Source organism: Chitinophaga sp. 9-1-y (assembly GCF_059511905.2).
In genome coordinates this window covers 7,320,422-7,337,413 of record NZ_CM197955.1, presented here as the reverse complement: position 1 = coordinate 7,337,413, position 16,992 = coordinate 7,320,422, and the positions used below count along the sequence as shown (strand labels likewise).

Genomic DNA, 16,992 nt, shown 5'->3' with positions numbered 1-16,992 from the left:
CAGCAAACCCAGGTTTCAACATTAAAAACAAAAAAACAACATTGTAGCGCGATTGCCGCCAGCGGCATGAGAAACCATCGTAATAAACCAAAATTTGATGACCAAAATCACACATATGCTTTACCATTTAGTTGTATAAGAACTAAGTAACAACCTACATTTTCATCACTCTAAATCACTTGTCGCATGAATCCACGTTATGCTAAGGCTATGCTATTGCTATGCCTGTTAGCAACTACCACCCGTGCCGTTAATGCACGTATGCCCATACCCAGCGTATGGCAGCAAGGAAATCTTACCGTAAAAGGTAAGGTGAAAGACATCAATGGAAACCCGTTGCCCGGGGTTACCGTATTGGTGAAAGACACGAAGAAAGGCGCCACCACAGACGAAAAAGGCAACTATGCACTGAACGATGTAAAAAAAGATGCGATCCTCGTATTTCAGTACATTGGTTTTGATGCACAGGAAGTTAAGGTGGAAGGAAAAACCAGTATTAACCTGGTGTTGAAAGAAAATCAGAAAACCCTGGATGAATATGTGGTAGTTGGTTATGGTACACAAAAGAAAGTTACCAAAACCGGTGCCGTGTCTTCTGTAAAAGGAGCAGAGTTGCAGCAATCGCCAAATGTGAATATCTCCAATTCACTGGTAGGGCGCATCCCTGGCATCATTGCTGTGAATAACAGCGGTGAGCCTGGTTATGATGGCTCGCGCATTTTTATTCGCGGTAGAAGCACGCTGGGTAACAGTAATCCATTGGTAGTAATTGATGGATTTCCCAGAGATGGTTTTGAGCGAATGAATCCCAACGACATTGAAAGCGTATCTATCCTGAAAGATGCGGCTGCGGCTATTTATGGTTCCCGCGCAGCTAACGGCGTTATCCTGGTAACCACCAAACGCGGTAAGGGCGGTAAACCCACGCTGAGCTATGGTTTTAACCAATCATTCGTAACGCCTACCAGGCTGCCAAAAATGGCGGATGCGCCTACTTACGCAAAAGTGGTGAACGAAATTTTGAAGTATGGTGGCGATGCCCCCAAATATTCAGATGAACAAATCAAGAAATTTGGAGATGGTTCCGATCCATGGCTCTATCCCAATACAAACTGGTATGATGCTGCCATCAAAAAGTATTCACTGCAAAACAGGCACGATTTATCACTCAGCGGAGGTACGGATAGAATGTCGTACTTCGTTTCCCTGGGCTCCTTATTCCAGGATGGGATCTATAAAAACAGTGCTACCAATTACAAACAACAAAACGTAAGAGCCAACCTCGATGCGGTGGTAAATGATTACATCCGGTTGCGGTTCGACCTGGCCGGCCGACTGGAAAACAGGAACTTTCCTCCACGCAGTGCCGGGTCCATTTTCCGTTCCCTGATGCGCGGACGCCCCACTGAAAACGCTATCTGGCCCAATGGCTTACCCGGTCCGGATATTGAATACGGTGATAACCCCGTGGTAACAGGTACTAACGCTATCGGATACACGAATGATAAAAATTATGTGATCAATACCAACATGTCGGCCGTAGTGAATATCCCATGGGTAGAAGGATTATTTGTAGATGGAAGCTTTGCCTATGACCAGAATTTCGACTTCTATAAATCTTATATTAAGCCATGGACCTTGTATACCCTGGCAGATGTAAATGACCCAACCCATAAGCTGAACGCGGCTTCCAGGGGCGTGAGTGCACCTGAATTGTCAGAGCAGTATGGTACGCTACGTCAAACTACCGTGAACTTCAAAGTGAATTATGTTCGCTCTTTTGGTAAACATAACCTGAGCAGCTTTATCGCGTTTGAACAGGCCACCCTGAAGAATGACGCCTTTTCTGCCAACCGTAAATATTTCATCAGTGATAAACTGGACCAGTTGAGCCTGGGCGCCGATAAAGAGAAAAATAACAGTGGTAGCGGATTTGAATATGCCCGCCGCAATTATTTCGGACGTATTTCTTATAACTATAAAGAAACCTACCTGTTTGATTATAACATGCGGTACGATGGTTCTCAAAACTTCCCCGAAGGACGGCGTATGGGCTTGTTCCCAGGTGCTTCTGCCGGTTGGGTACTGTCGAACGAAGGCTTCTGGAAAAAAAGTATCCGCACACTGGACTACTTTAAGCTCCGTGCTTCCTGGGGCCAGATGGGTAACGACCAGATTGATCCTTTCCAATACCTCAGCACCTACGGTTTTAGCGGTGGTGGTGTGATGTTTGGAGGCGACCTGAATAAAGGTATTTACCAGCTGCGCTCTCCCAATAGCGCCATTACCTGGGAAGTGGCGAATAACTATGACGTAGGACTGGAAGCCAAAATACTGGGCGACAAGTTGGCCTTTGAAGGAGATTATTTTTTAACCCGTCGTTCCAATATCCTTGTTAGCCGCAGCTTATCCATGCCGGGATATACCGGTATGACTTTACCACAGGAGAATATTGGCCGGGTAGAAAACAAAGGCTTCGAGATGGTCATCTCTCATAAAAATGATATCAAAAAATTCCATTATGAAGTAATCGGTACCATTACACACGCGAAAAACAAAATCCTCTATTGGGATGAAACACCGGGAGTGCCAGCCTGGCAACAGTCTACCGGTAAGCAAATAGGTGCGCCACTGTATTATAAAGCCATCGGTATTTATAAGGATGCAGACCAGGTGAAAAATACGCCCCACCTGAGTGGCGCAAGACCTGGTGACGTGATTTTCGCCAACATCAACGACAAGGATGATGTGATTGATGACCTGGACCGTGTACGGCTGGATCGTACGGAAAATCCTACCTGGATCTTTGGTTTAACCTTTACCGCGAAATTCAAAAACTTTGACTTTACTATGTTATGGCAAGGTGCTACCGGCGCCAGCCAATACCTGCGCACAGAGTCCGGATTGATCGGCAACTTCCCAATGGCTTTTGTAAAAGATCGCTGGACAGAAGACAACCCCAATGCCTCCTGGCCAAGAGCGTACGACCGTGACCGTGAGTACTGGGTAAATCGACAGAATACTTTCTGGTACTGGAATACAGACTATGCACGTTTAAAAACACTGGATCTTGGATATAATATTCCGGGTAAAGTTTGCAAACGTATTGGGTTACAAAATCTACGGGTATATGTAAGTGGCCAGAACCTGCTGACCATCGACAAAGTGAAAATCTTTGATCCGGAAGCGCCCAGCGGAAGCGGCCAATACTACCCTCAAACAAAGATTTACAATGTGGGATTAAATGTCACCTTTTAATTAATGAGTCATGAAAAAAGTAACAATTAAATATATAGCAGCAGCCGTACTGTTATGCACTGCGGCTATCAGTTGTAATAAAGACTTCCTGGAAAAAAAGCCACTCAATGAATATGAGGAATCTGACGTGTGGAAAGATGTGGGATTGGTGCAGGCATTTGTAAATGATCTTTATGTGCAGATGCGCCCCGGATTTAATGAGGTAATGCTTTCTTCTATGTCAGATGAAAGTCGTTTTATCCACGACTACAACACCTCACGTGTGGTACAGGGCAATGCTTCTGCGGATGATATAGGCAGATTAGATGAATTTGCCAGATGGGATGCACATTATAAAGAGATAAGGAATTGCAACATGTTCCTGGAAAAAGTAGATTCCGTACCCTTTACAGATGAGAGTCAGCGCACACGCATGAAAGGTGAAGTACACTTTATGCGTGCCTGGTATTATCATATGTTGGTGAGGTTTTACGGAGGTGTTCCTTTGATTACCAAAACATTTAGCATCAAAGGAAATGAGCAGGAAATCCTGAATATCAAGCGAGCTACATTCAAAGCCTGTATTGATTTCATTGCCGCAGAATGTGACAGCGCCGCCAAACAACTGCCATTGAATTATGAGGCGCCCACCAGTAAAGGACGGCTCACAAGAGCCGCGGCTTACGCTTTAAAGTCAAGAATATTGCTGTTTGCTGGCAGTGATTTGTTTAACGGACATGCACCCAACGAGTTGATGGGATACACCGGCACAGGGCAACAAGCCGTGTTGTTAAAGGCAGCAAAAGATGCCGCAGATTCTGTGATGAATTTGAACGGGCGGCAAATGTATAGTCTTTACCATCCCACTGATTCCGCTGCAGAAAACTATTCCCGTATTTTCCTGGATAAAGATAACCCGGAGTTGATTTTTGTAAAGCAGTATGATAAAGCACTGTTAGGCACCTCACATGACCTGTATAATGGTCCTAATGGTTACCATAACTGGGGAGGAAATGTACCCATCGAAAACTTTGTATCTGGCTACCAGATGAAAGATGGCAGCAATTTTTCCTGGGCTAATCAGGCACAGGCTAAGGCGCCGTATAAAGATCGTGATCCACGCTTTTACGCTACTATTCTGTATGATGGTGCAAAATGGAAACCCCGTCCTGCTGATGGCGCCAAAATAGATCCCGTCGGGATTATTCAGACCGGGAAATATGAGGCGCTCAATGGAAGGGACAGTGTTTGGGGATTGGATACCCGCAACAGTACGATTGAAAACTGGAACGGTACTTTTTCCGGTTACTATCTCCGCAAGTTTATGGATAAAAACCTGGATGCACAGTTCTTCCGGGGAGATCAGAACTGGATCTTTTTCCGTTATGCAGAAGTGTTGTTGAATTATGCCGAAGCATGCATCTGGCTGGGCCAGGAGGCTGAAGGACAACGGGTGCTTAATCAAATCAGGGCCAGAGCTGGTATGCCGTTAATTAATGCTACCGGTAATGCGCTGAAAGAAGCATTGAAATATGAGCGCCGTTATGAGCTGGCATTTGAAGAACACCGCTTTTTCGACGCCCGCCGCTGGTATGACGTTGCACCTGTGGCCTTTAATGAAGATGCCAAAGGCATAGAGGTATTAGGGTCACAAATAGCAGGACATCCATTTACCTACCGGGTGATTGATATACAGGCACGTGCATTTATAAAACAGAAGAACTATCTGTTGCCGATTCCTGCCAGTGAAATCAGGAAGAACGCCAACCTGGAACAACAAAAAGATTATCAATAATCTGTGGATATAAAAAGAAATGCAGCGGAGAGCTCTTCCGCTGCATTTTTATTTTTTGCTGTACGTCAATAAAAGTTAAACACCGAGAGACCAGCCATCGCGGTAAGTACGTTTCACGAACTGGTTAGCTTCATCGAAGTTGGTGATCTTCATATTAGCACCATCCCAAAGCAACTTGATATAACGGCCGGGATAGTCAAATCCTTTGCCATTGGCTTTGGCTTTACGGATATCGAAGCTACGTATTGCCAGGTTCGCCATCAGGATACTTTCTGTGAGTGGTCCTGCTATGTCGAATGGAGAGCTCAGTGATTTTTGCTGCTGGCTGCCGTAACCGGCAATAGCAGCATTTACCCACTGTACGTAGTGACCTTCCGGCACGCGTGCAATAGTTTGTGGAACGCTGTCTGTGCGGGTGGTAGGCAACAGTTTTGGATACATACCATAAGTACCACACATCATTTTACCTTTATCACCAATGAATATGGCGCCATTACCGCCATCACCCATTACTTCATTAGGTCCCAGTTCTGCCGGACGTTCTGGCTGAATACCGCCATCCATCCAGTGCAGGGTTACTTCCTTGCCGTTTTTACCAGGGAATTTCATGATAACATGGGAAGAAGGAGGGCAGCTTTCAGGGAAGTAGCCACGGTTGAATTCTCCTACGTATACGCTACCTACGCTACATTCTACAGAAGTAGGATAGCCCAGGCCCAGTACACGGAAGGGTGGTTCAATGATATGGCAGCCCATATCGCCAATAGCGCCGGTACCATAATCCCACCAGCCACGCCAGTTGAAAGGCACCAGGTTATCTACATAATCTTTTTTAGGTGCGGTACCTAACCACAGGTCCCAGTTCAGTTCTTTAGGAACATCCTGGCGGGTAGTAGGCCAGGGAACGCCCTGTGGCCATACCGGACGATCTGTCCAGCAGTAAACAGTGTGTACATCGCCAATTAAACCGGCGTTGTACCATTCCATCAGCTGACGAACACCATCGCCGGAGGAGCCCTGGTTACCCATTTGGCTCACTACCTTGTATTTGTTGGCGCCCTGTGTAAGCATACGCGCTTCGTAGATGTCGTGTGTTAACGGCTTCTGAACGTATACGTCTTTCTTCAGCTGCATGGCACCCATGGCAGCCACCGCGTGGGTGTGGTCTGGCGTGGATACAGATACGGCATCGAAGTTTTTGTGTTCCTTGTCAAACATTTCCCTGAAGTCGGTATAGAACTTCGCTTTAGGGAATTTCTTTACTGCTTCGGCGGCGCGACGGGTGTCAACATCACAGAGGAAAGTAATATCAGCCGGACCTTTAGCAAATTCAGATATATCGCTGAAGCCTTTACCGCCAACACCGATACCCGCTACACGCAGGCGATCGCTGGGCGCTACATAGCCCCGGCCTAATACATGACGTGGAACTATCATGAAACCGGCGGCTGCAAGCGCACCGTTTCTCAGGAATGATCTGCGGGAGACATTGTTTTCCCCCTCATTCTTTTTTTCTGGAATCATTGATGTGAAGTTTTCTGGATTTAAGTTATGAAATAGCAATTTTAGTCGTTAGTCCCAGGTCATCAGCTTACCCCTGTCTTCAATTTTGAGGCAGGTAGCCAATGTTTTTTCATCGTAGGCATAACCATATTGCTTCAGCACATCTGCCGGCACACCATCCCATTCGTTGGGGGTATTGCCAACATAGTTCAGGTCTTTCATACCCATTTTACTGGTAAAAAATCCCGTGGCCGTAAGATTACGCATCCGGTTAAAGAACGCAACGCCCTGGCTGTTTTCCGGGCTTGCTTTTTCCGGATAGGCAATCAGGTCAACGATTTCTATCCGTTGTTGCTCACTGCAATCTGCAAATGATTTATTGTATCGTTTGGCACATTGTACATCCAGCCAGCGTAAACCGCCCCGCATAGGCAGTTGGTGTTCCGGCATATCTTTTACAATAAAAGCAATGAATTCAGGTACTTTGGCATCCGAAGCACTACCAGAATGCTCATCTGCCGGAATGATGATATCTGCCAGGATGGTAATGGTTTTCATTTCTTCCGGAGTGAAGAAATTATCTGCCATCAAGGCTTGATCCCGTTTTACTTCGTCTGGTGTACGGCCATAGCCGGGTGTTTTGGCAACTTCCTCTTTTTTGCCATCTGTTCCCTTCTTCTCCTCACAACCTGTGGCAGATAAGAGGGTTCCTACTGATAAAGTGCCCAGTGCAATGGCCCGAAGTGATTCTCTTCTATCCATGAAAAAAACTTAAATGATTAGAGATTCTGTTTTTTCAATTGGTCTACAATATATTCAGATGCCCGCATAGACAGCGCCAATATAGTCCAGGTCGGATTTTTATCTGCCTGTGATACGAATGCGCCGCCATCTACAACGAAGAGGTTTTTCACTTCGTGTGCCTGGTTGAATTTATTCAACACGGACTTGCCCGGATCATCGCCCATACGGGTGGTACCTACTTCGTGAATGATACGTCCGGGATTTTCCAGGCCGTATTTGGTATCTGCGCCGGGCTTAGTGCCGTTGGCAACTCCACCCATTTCATGAATGATCTGCTCAAAGGTATCCTGCATGTGTTTGGCCTGTTTGATTTCATGATCACTCCAGGTGTAGTTAAAGCGGAGTACCGGGATACCAAACTTATCTACTACATTCGGATCTATTTCGCAGTAGTTATCTTCCCGTGCAATACATTCGCCTCTGCCTGCAAAGCCAATCTGGGCGCCATAAAAGCGACGGTAATCATCTTTCAGGGAGGCACCGTATCCGCCGGCGGCTTTTGCTTTGCCATCACGTCCGGGATATTTTCCGTTCAGGTGCTCCATGCCGAATCCATAGCCGTAGGAGGGCATGTGCATGCCTCCGCCAAATTCAATATGGTAGCCACGTGCGAAGTCCAGTTTTTTGTTGTCGCCCCACCAGGGGATATACAGATGCATGCCGCCTACACCATCTTCGTTATAGCGTTTACGGTCCATCAGTTGTGGCAAAAAGCCGCCCCTGGACGAACCGGTAGAATCGTGTAAGTATTTACCCACCACGCCGCTGGAGTTAGCCAGTCCATTCGGGTGTTTGGCCGATTTAGAGTTGAGGAGCAACCTGGCAGATTCACAGGCGCTGGCTGCCAATACCACTACGCGGGCATTCACAGAATATTCCTGCATGTCTGTTTTGTCTATATAGGCTACTCCCGTGGCTTTGCCGCTGTTGTCTGTCATTACTTCCCGTACCATGGCGTTGGTATACAAATCTACATGCCCGCTTTTCATGGCTGGTTTTACCAGTACAGAAGAGGCGGAGAAGTCGCCATACACGGTACAGCCGCGGTTACACTGGCTGCAGTAGAAGCAGGGGCTTCGGTCTTTATTAACGGAACGGGTTAAAATAGACAGTCGTGCCGGAATAACGGGGATGCCTAAACGGTCGCCCGCTTTTTTTATCATCAGCTCATGGAGCCTGGGTTTGGGAGGAGGGAGGAAGAAACCGTCCGGTTCGTTGGGCAGGTTTTCTTTGGAGCCAAATACGCCAATCATTTTATCAACGCGGTCGTAAAAAGGTGCTACTTCTTCATAGCTGATTGGCCAGTCGTCGCCGAGGCCATCATAGCTCCGGTGTTTAAAGTCGCGGGGTCCGAAGCGTAGTGAAATACGTCCCCAGTGGTTGGTTCGGCCCCCTAACATGCGGGAACGGAACCAGTCGAATTCGGTACCATTCTTTTTCGTGTAAGGTTCACCGTTAATTTCCCATCCGCCATAGGCAGCGTCAAAGTCGCCGAATGGGCGGGTAGTACTTGCGCCTCTCCTGGGCGATTCATACGACCATTTTAACTGAGTGGCCTGCTCGGGATCAGCCGGATCGTACTTTGGACCAGCTTCCAGTAGCGCTACTTTCAGGCCTGCGTCAGACAACATCTTTGCTGCCATGCCGCCGCCGGCACCGGAACCAACAATACAAACATCATAAACCTTCCCCTGTTTTTTGATTTCGAAAGCCATTTGCGTGGATATTTTAGACTTTTTAGAAGAAACACCGGTTTTAAATCTATAAATTAAATGCGGAAAAAGGAAGGTTTTTTATATGAGTGATCATAGAGCGTATATTATTGGCGTTGATATCGGCACCAGCAGTGCAAAATCGATTGTGCGGGGAATGAACGGAGATATTTTGGCTGTTTTTCAGCAGGCCTATACTACCCAACACCCGCAGCCCGGGTATAGTGAGCAGGACCCGGAGGAAATCCTGGCCGCCGTAAAAGCAGGTATTCGCGCCGTAGTGGTTAAAGTAGGGGTACCACCCGCTGCTATTTCTTTTAGTAGCGCCATGCATAGCCTGTTGGCGGTAAACGATGCCGGTACACCATTGACGCCCCTCATTATCTGGGCCGATAACCGGAGTGAGCCCCAGGGATTGGCGTTGCGCAACACTCCGGAAGGCCAGCTGATATACCGGCAAACAGGTACACCGATACATGCCATGTCGCCATTATGCAAAATCAGGTGGCTGCAGGAGCAGGACCCGGCAGTGTTTTCGGAGGCGGCATTATTTGTGGGCATTAAGGAATATGTTTTTCACCACTTCTTCCAAACCTACATCACAGACCATTCCATTGCTTCCGCTACCGGCTTATTTGATATTCACACCCTGCAGTGGAGTGCGCCGGCATTAGCCGCAGCGGGCATTACGGCAGATCGGCTGCCGGTTCCGGTACCTGCCGGCCATTTGATCAAAGGGCTACGGGCTGCTATCGCCCACGAATTAGGCATTCCGGCTGACACGCCGTTCATCATCGGGGGCAGCGATGGCTGTTTGGCACAATTGGGCAGCGGCGCCATGGATGAAGGCCATGCCACCCTCACCATAGGCACCAGTGGCGCCGTAAGGATGGCTGGGCAACAGGCCCTCACAGATGCACAGGCCCGCCTTTTTACCTATCTGCTTACAGACGATACCTATATTACCGGCGGAGCCACCAACAACGGCGGTGTGGTATTACAATGGCTGTTGCGGGATTTCCTGCAAAGGCCATTGAGCGATTTGAATGAACTGGTGAATGATGCCTTAGCTGTTGATGCCGGACCGTTGTTATGTTTGCCATACTTGTTGGGCGAGCGGGCGCCGATATGGAACAGCCATGCCAGTGCCGCTTTCATTGGGATACAGCCTCAGCATACGGCGGCGCATTTTACGCGTGCGGTGTTGGAGGGGATTTGTTTTGCCTTATACAGCATCAAAACAGCGTTGTCGGAAACAGCCGGGCCCGTACGCAAAATCTCTGTGAGTGGTGGGTTTACCAGCTCCCCTGGTTGGATTCAGCTGATGGCAGACATTTTTGGGCAGGAAATGCACCTGCAGCAGGAAAGTGATGCTTCTGCGCTGGGCGCGATTATACTTGCTGCCCGTGCCTTAGGGTGGCCGGAACCAGATCAGGGCAAAGCCACAGCGGACATGGTATTTAAGCCCGATCTGCAAAAGTGGGAGGGATATCAACGAAAATACCGGCGCTTCCTGTTATTATATAAACAACTGGAAGGTTGTCTGGAACAGGATTAGACTGATTAGACTGATTTTTGTTTTAAAAAGAAGAGGGAAGATAAAAGCGGATAATCGCCCATATCTTCCCTCTTCTTCTTAAAATCATAAAAACAAAAATCAGTCTAATCAGTCTAATCCTGTTCCAAGACAAATATCCCGCTTAGTTGCCGCGTTCGAACATACGCGCCAGGTCAGTGAGTTTGAATGATATGAAGGTGAATTTGCCGCCTGGCGCCACATTCGGCATGCTGCAGGCAAACAGTTCATCGATGATATTTTGCATTTCACGGGCGGCCAGTATTTTTCCGGCAGGGATGGCATTGTTACGGGCCATAGAGCGGATCAGCTGTTCCCGGGTATTTACTTTCAACTCGTGGCTGAAGTTTTTGAATTGTTCCAGCAGGTTTTCGATAGTAGCCTGGTTATTACCGTTTTGGATATCTGCGGGGGTACCACGGATAATGAAGGTATTATTACCAAATGGCTCCAGGTCGTATCCCAGGGTTTGCAGATCGCCGAGCATTTCACTTACCAGGGCTGCATCTGCCGGAGGGAGTTGCAGGGTTTGTGGGAAAAGGCTTTGCTGGGTGGCCATGGGAGCTTCGAGTAAAGCGCGTTGGTAGCGCTCATACAGGATTCTTTCATGGGCGGCCTGTTGGTCTATTAATATAAAGCCCGATTTTATCTGGGACAAAATATACTGTTGTTGAATCTGTACCGGTACTTTCTGATCGGTGGCAGTATCCTGCCAGCGTTCATCGATTACGGAAGCAGTGGCGTGTGGCTGACTTTCGTAGGTAACAGCCGGGCGTGTTTCCGGTTCGGGTTCGGTAGTATAGGAACTGTTGCTATAGTTGTCGTTGTTACTGGTGTTGGTTTCGTATAAGTCTTTCCAGTGCCGGAGGTTGCTGCTGTTGCTGCTTTTGTCGATCATGTGTGCCTGGTTGGCCTGTGTAAAGGATTTATACAGGGGGCTTTGTGTCGACTCGTTTTGTTGCTGGGCAGTAAATGGTTTACTCACGGCATCGAGCGCCTGGATACTGGGGTCCAGGTCGAAGTCCAGGGTAGCGGTAATGCTAAACTGGGCCAGGGAGTGTTTCACGGCAGACTGTACGAAGGCATACATGAGTTTTTCGTCATCGAACTTAATCTCCTGTTTGGTGGGATGTACGTTGATGTCGACATGCTCGGGATTTACGTCAATAAACAGCACATACAGGGGGAATCCGTCTGCCGGTATGATATCGGCGAAGGCGTTCATGACTGCATGGTTCAGGTAAGAACTTTTGATGAAGCGGTTATTGACGAAGAAGAATTGATCGCCGCGGGTTTTTTTAGCGGTTTCAGGTTTTCCTACAAATCCGTACACATTCATGTAGTCGGTAGTTTCCTTTACGCTAACGAGGCGGGCGTTATAGTGTTGTCCCAGGATGGCTACGATACGCTGTTTAAGCGATCCTTTTTCCAGGTGGAACAGCTGTTGATTATTGCTGGTGAGTGAAAATTGGAGTTGTGGGAAAGACATGGCCACACGGATGAACTCGTCAACAATATGTCTCATTTCTGCCGCGTTACTTTTGAGAAAGTTTCTGCGGGCGGGCACATTGAAGAACAGGTTTTTCATGGCAATGCTGGTTCCTTCTGCTGTTTGGCAGGGTTCCTGCTTTTTCACGAAGCTATTATCGATTTCCACGTAGGTACCTACTGCTGCGCCTTTTTTCCGGGTTTTAAGTTCAACCTGGGCTACGGCCGCGATGGAGGCCAGGGCTTCACCCCTGAATCCCATAGTGGTGATCTGGAAGAGATCGTCGATGGATTGTATTTTTGAGGTAGCATGGCGTTCAAAGCACATCCGGGCATCCGTTTCGCTCATACCGCCGCCATTATCAATTACCTGCACTAACTCTTTGCCGGCATCTTTTATGATCAGCTGAATCTCGGTAGCGCCTGCATCCACTGCATTTTCCAGTAATTCCTTTACCGCTGATGCCGGTCTTTGTATCACTTCTCCTGCAGCTATCTGGTTCGCTATATTGTCTGGTAATAAATTGATGATATCCGCCACTTACTAGCCTTTTGCGGTAAAGTTAACAATTTCTATGCAGTTGCTCATCGGTGATTATCAGACAGTTTTAAACAAAAAACCCACTGTTTTGTGAAATACCCGTTTGATTTGCAGGAAATAACAATCCATTATGCATGTTCATACGTAATTTTAGTAGAGATAATTTTAGGGTAACAACAGACTGACAAATTCACAATGATAGTGTTAATGAGAAGTTAACGAATCAAAACTTTACATATATACCTATGGAATCGAATAATTTTGACTATCTCTATCATGGTAACCCAACCGTACTTGCCCGTTAAAGGCGAAAAATAAAAATCAATGGAAGAAGGAAAAAAGAAGGGAGGAATTTACTCCCGAACAGATGCCAGTAAAGTAAATCTTACAGACGAAGAATGGAAGGAAGTACTACCAAAGGAGGTTTTTAACATTGCCAGGGAAAAAGGAACAGAATGGGCGTTCACCGGAAAGTATTGGAACAGTAAGGAAATTGGTACGTATTATTGCGCTGCTTGCGGAAATCCTTTATTTGTGTCTGATGCCAAATTTGAGAGTAGTTGCGGATGGCCCAGCTTTTTTCAGCCACTCACCAAAACCAGTGTAATCTATGCGCCTGACAATACGCATGGCATGCACCGGACAGAGGTACTGTGTGGCCGCTGCAAATCGCACCTGGGACATGTTTTCGATGATGGGCCTCCGCCCACAGGCCTTCGTTATTGTATTAACTCGATCATCCTGGACTTTGAGAAAGCACAGGAAGCAAACGAGCAATACCAACAGGACAAAGCCAACGATAAAGCGTACGAGTAGCCAACATTCTTCTGCCTGATTGCCAACGTGATGTGTCGGTTGAACAATAAAAAGACGTATTTTTATTATCATCAACCCCCGACAGTCATGAAAGTACTTAAAACAATCGCCTGGATCTTAGGAATCATTCTGTTTATAGTCATCGCTTTAATCTTCTTTGCACCTACAACCATGCATGTAGAGCGCACTGTAGAGATTAATGCACCAGCTGCTATTGTATGGAATGATATTATCAAATTCGGGAAATTCAATGAGTGGAATAACTGGAAACAAATGGATTCCACCGCCCGCTACACGATTACAGGCGAAGACGGTACAATTGGCGCTACAGATTCCTGGAAAGGAAGTAAAATCGGGGAGGGGAAGCTCCAGCATCTATCAATGGACACCTACAAGTCTGTAACCCAGAAGCTTACATTTATTACCCCTTTTCCCTCTGAGTCGGATGTGTACTTCAAGTTATCAGAAGCTGCCGGCAAAACAAAAGTAACCTGGGGATTTGACACCCGCTACAAACGTCCACAAAATGTAATGACGCTGTTCATGAAAGGCGCACTGGAAAAGGATTTTGACCTGGGCCTCCGCAATCTGAAAAGTATGGCGGAAGCAGAAGTCAAAGGCCCCGGCACGCCTAATGGCATTGACGTTACTGTTCGGGAAATGAACTTTCCCGCAACCACGTATGCGGCTGTACGAAAAACAATCCCGATGAGCAGGATTACCGACTATTATCGCAAGAACCTGCCCATTCTCTATCAGGCAGCCACCGTGGCTAAATTGCAGCCAGGGGTACCCTGCGGCATCTTCTTTAGCTGGGATAGAAAACAACAGCAAACAGATATGGCCGCAGCGATCCCTGTACCGGAAGGCAGCAAAGCAGCCGGAGGCTATGAAATTATTAAGCTACCAGCAGCACAGGCGGCTTATGCCGACTACTACGGGCCTTATAGTAATGTAGCCAACGCACATGTGGCTATTCAAAAATTCATTGCAGATAAGGGTAGACAAATAATCCCGCCCACAATAGAGATGTATGTAACAGATCCGGGCAAAGAAAAGGACAGTAGCAAATGGCTCACGAAAGTCATCTACTTTATGAAGTAATTATCCGGAAATAAAGAAGTGTAAGCAGTTGGCAAAGCATTACAAGGCGGGAAGACTATTTCTCCTGCGTGTTGGCATACAGTGTTGGCTCAAATTCTATGATCTCGTAAAGGGCCAGCTGGTATCTCTCCAGTGGATCTTCGCTCATAATCTCTTCTACTTCCTTTCGGCTGGAAGCATTACAGAGGATAACGGCGCCAGATCTGGGTTTCCTTCTCCCAGATAAAATAAATCGCCCACTTTCGTAATGCTTTTGCAGGAAGGCCGTATGCGCCTCCATGAAGTGCTCTACAGCCGCCACAGGCCGTATGTATTGTAACATGATCAGGAACATAATGGTTTTTCTATGGTTGTTAGTAATAGTTTCATAGTTAGTAGCAAAGGTATAAACTTAATCAGTGTTGAAATATTGTATGCCGTCCGGGAAAATAGGACATATGTGCTACAAAAATATACGTACTTTTGCACGAATGAAATACCACGATAGTGGGAATGTATTGTTAGATCTTGAGTAGCTCCGAATCATTTTTTTAATTTTTAATCTTTTATGAAAAGAACAATTTCCAAAGTGTTGTTAACAGCTGTTTCCGCAGCGGTTATTCTGTCTTCGTGCTCTAAAACCCCAGATGAGAGCCGCTATATTCCGAAAACAGCCGGTTTGATCATTGACCTGAATGCAAAACAATTGACCAGTAAACTGGTGACCAACGGCATTACTGTAGACAAACTGTTTGAGGCCACTCAGAGCAAAGACACTGCCAATGAGATGATGAAAGCCTGGAAAGATGCCGAAAATTCCGGTATTGACCTGCAAAGCCATTTCTTTGCTTCCTATGTTTTCCAGGGTCAGCCTGCTGAACATAAGTCATATGTATCTGGTACCGCCAGCCTGAAAGATGCCGACAAATTTGAGGCCTACCTGAAAAAAACGGTAGAAAACTTCTCCCTGAAAACACAAAATGACTTTAAATACATCTGGATTGCCAAGCAACATGCCGTAGTGGGCTGGACCAAATCAACCGTGATTTACGTAAACGCGGTTGACCCTAACAACCTGGAGCGTTATGTTCCCGGTAACCAGGGCGGCAACAATGGCGATGAAGAAATAATAGACAGCGCGGCTACAGCCGTTGATGCTGCCACTGCTACTCCAGTTGCGCTCAGAGCCACGGAAGATGATGCTGATATGAAAACATGGGTAGCAGAGGTAGACCACCTCTTCCACCTGAAAAAAGAAGAGTCTGCCGGTTCTATTGAGCCATTCGCCAAATTGCTGAAAGAAAATGCAGACGCCGGCATTTTCGTAAATCCGGAAGCTATTTACAACAGCGGTCAATTTACCATGATCCCTGCCAATGTGAAGAAACTCATGGAAGGTACCTACTATACCGGTACTGTTGACTTCCAGAACGGTAAAATGCTCTTCAACAGCAATACCTACATGGGTAAAGAAATTGCAGCGATCTATAAAAAATACGGCAAAAAAGAAATCGACCTTGATATGTTGAAGAAATATCCTTCAGAGAATATCACTGGCTTCGTTTCTTATGCGTTCGATTTTCATATGATCGGCGAAGTTATCAAGGCTACTGGCCTGGATGGCGTTGTAAACATGGCGATCTCCGGCAAATCCGGTTTAAGCATGGACGATATCCTGAATGCGTTTGATGGTCAGCTGGTATATGTGGCCTCCGATTTTGCTATAACGAAGAAGGAAATGCCTTATGCTCCCGGTGAATTCTATGATACCCCATCTTCTAAATGGATATTTAACCTGAAAGTAGGTAATAAGGATGCGTTCAACAAAGTAATGACCTCTCCACTGGCGAAAGATGTATTCGTTCGTGAAGGAGATCATTATGTACCTGTAAACCCATTCACTGCTGCTACTATGCCAGCCATGTCTATCACCGAGAAATTTGTTACCCTCGGTTCCGACAGCGTGCTGCTGCAGCAATACCTGGCCGGAAAAGGTAGTGCCAAATTACCAGAAGGCATCGAAGGCAAAATAAAAGGCAGCATGCTGGGTGGCTACGCTAACCTGGAAAAAATCATTGCTGTAGTGCCGGAAGATAAAGTGGATGGCGCAGAAGAAAAAGATGTGCTGAAAAAAGTAAAAGATCTGTTCAAAGACTTTACCGTAGTAAGCAAAAACGAAGGTGGCGATGTACAACATGCAGAAGCGGTACTGAACTTTAAAAATAAAGATCAGAACAGCCTGGTACAACTGGTAAACCTCGGTACTGAAACCGTTAAAGTAATGCAGGCAAAGAAAGCAAAGGAAAAGGCTTATGAAGACAGCCTCTTTGCTGCACCAGTAGATACTGCTGTTGCTGCACCAGCTAACTAATCCGTTATCAATAAAACTGGCAAGGGCGCAGGGTATTTCCTCTGCGCCCTTGTTTTCTTTACACCC

Annotated in this window: 11 protein-coding genes; 6 read left to right on the top strand and 5 right to left on the bottom strand. The window is 46.7% G+C overall.

The window, feature by feature from the left end; genetic code table 11:
- The first annotated feature begins 186 nt into the window (after nt 1-186).
- Nucleotides 187-3,258 (top strand): SusC/RagA family TonB-linked outer membrane protein, encoded by a 3,072-nt coding sequence (locus tag AC5ZC7_RS29160; RefSeq protein WP_496160934.1) that lies wholly within the window; start codon nt 187-189, stop codon nt 3,256-3,258.
- 10 nt (nt 3,259-3,268) lie between these two features.
- Nucleotides 3,269-5,032: a RagB/SusD family nutrient uptake outer membrane protein gene (locus AC5ZC7_RS29155; protein ID WP_496160933.1), complete on the top strand. Its 1,764-nt coding sequence runs from the start codon at nt 3,269-3,271 to the stop codon at nt 5,030-5,032.
- A 75-nt stretch (nt 5,033-5,107) separates the two neighbouring features.
- On the opposite strand, the gene AC5ZC7_RS29150 is transcribed toward AC5ZC7_RS29155, so the two are convergent.
- Genes AC5ZC7_RS29150 through AC5ZC7_RS29140 form a run of 3 tightly spaced genes read right to left on the bottom strand, consistent with a single transcriptional unit; the run spans nt 5,108 to nt 9,054 of the window.
- A complete protein-coding gene (locus AC5ZC7_RS29150; protein ID WP_496160932.1) occupies nt 5,108-6,556 on the bottom strand; it encodes a Gfo/Idh/MocA family oxidoreductase in 1,449 nt (482 codons plus the stop codon).
- Nucleotides 6,557-6,604: 48 nt separating this feature from the next.
- Complete coding sequence (locus AC5ZC7_RS29145) at nt 6,605-7,297, bottom strand: gluconate 2-dehydrogenase subunit 3 family protein (protein ID WP_496160931.1); 693 nt, start codon at nt 7,295-7,297, stop codon at nt 6,605-6,607.
- Between the two features lie 17 nt (nt 7,298-7,314).
- Nucleotides 7,315-9,054 (bottom strand): GMC oxidoreductase, encoded by a 1,740-nt coding sequence (locus AC5ZC7_RS29140; RefSeq protein WP_496160930.1) that lies wholly within the window; start codon nt 9,052-9,054, stop codon nt 7,315-7,317.
- Nucleotides 9,055-9,136: 82 nt separating this feature from the next.
- Between AC5ZC7_RS29140 and AC5ZC7_RS29135 the strand changes: the two genes are divergently transcribed.
- A complete protein-coding gene (locus tag AC5ZC7_RS29135) occupies nt 9,137-10,609 on the top strand; it encodes an FGGY family carbohydrate kinase (RefSeq protein WP_496160929.1) in 1,473 nt (490 codons plus the stop codon).
- Between the two features lie 142 nt (nt 10,610-10,751).
- Here the strand turns inward: AC5ZC7_RS29135 and mutL are convergent, their stop codons facing one another.
- Nucleotides 10,752-12,656 (bottom strand): DNA mismatch repair endonuclease MutL, encoded by a 1,905-nt coding sequence (gene mutL / locus AC5ZC7_RS29130; protein WP_496160928.1) that lies wholly within the window; start codon nt 12,654-12,656, stop codon nt 10,752-10,754.
- A 324-nt stretch (nt 12,657-12,980) separates the two neighbouring features.
- On the opposite strand from mutL, the gene msrB reads away from it, so the two are divergent.
- Both msrB and AC5ZC7_RS29120 read left to right on the top strand, forming a co-directional pair.
- Nucleotides 12,981-13,472, top strand: a complete 492-nt coding sequence (gene msrB, locus AC5ZC7_RS29125) for a peptide-methionine (R)-S-oxide reductase MsrB (RefSeq protein ID WP_496160927.1) — start codon at nt 12,981-12,983, stop codon at nt 13,470-13,472.
- Nucleotides 13,473-13,559: 87 nt separating this feature from the next.
- The gene (locus tag AC5ZC7_RS29120) at nt 13,560-14,576 is read left to right on the top strand and encodes a GyrI-like domain-containing protein (RefSeq protein WP_496160926.1); all 1,017 of its coding nucleotides are present in this window, start codon (nt 13,560-13,562) and stop codon (nt 14,574-14,576) included.
- A 55-nt stretch (nt 14,577-14,631) separates the two neighbouring features.
- On the opposite strand, the gene AC5ZC7_RS29115 is transcribed toward AC5ZC7_RS29120, so the two are convergent.
- Nucleotides 14,632-14,898, bottom strand: coding sequence for a YciI family protein (locus tag AC5ZC7_RS29115; protein ID WP_496160925.1), 267 nt, complete (start codon nt 14,896-14,898; stop codon nt 14,632-14,634).
- 225 nt (nt 14,899-15,123) lie between these two features.
- Here AC5ZC7_RS29115 and AC5ZC7_RS29110 point away from each other — a divergent pair, with 225 nt between their 5' ends.
- Complete coding sequence (locus tag AC5ZC7_RS29110; RefSeq protein WP_496160924.1) at nt 15,124-16,926, top strand: hypothetical protein; 1,803 nt, start codon at nt 15,124-15,126, stop codon at nt 16,924-16,926.
- Nucleotides 16,927-16,992: the final 66 nt, after the last annotated feature.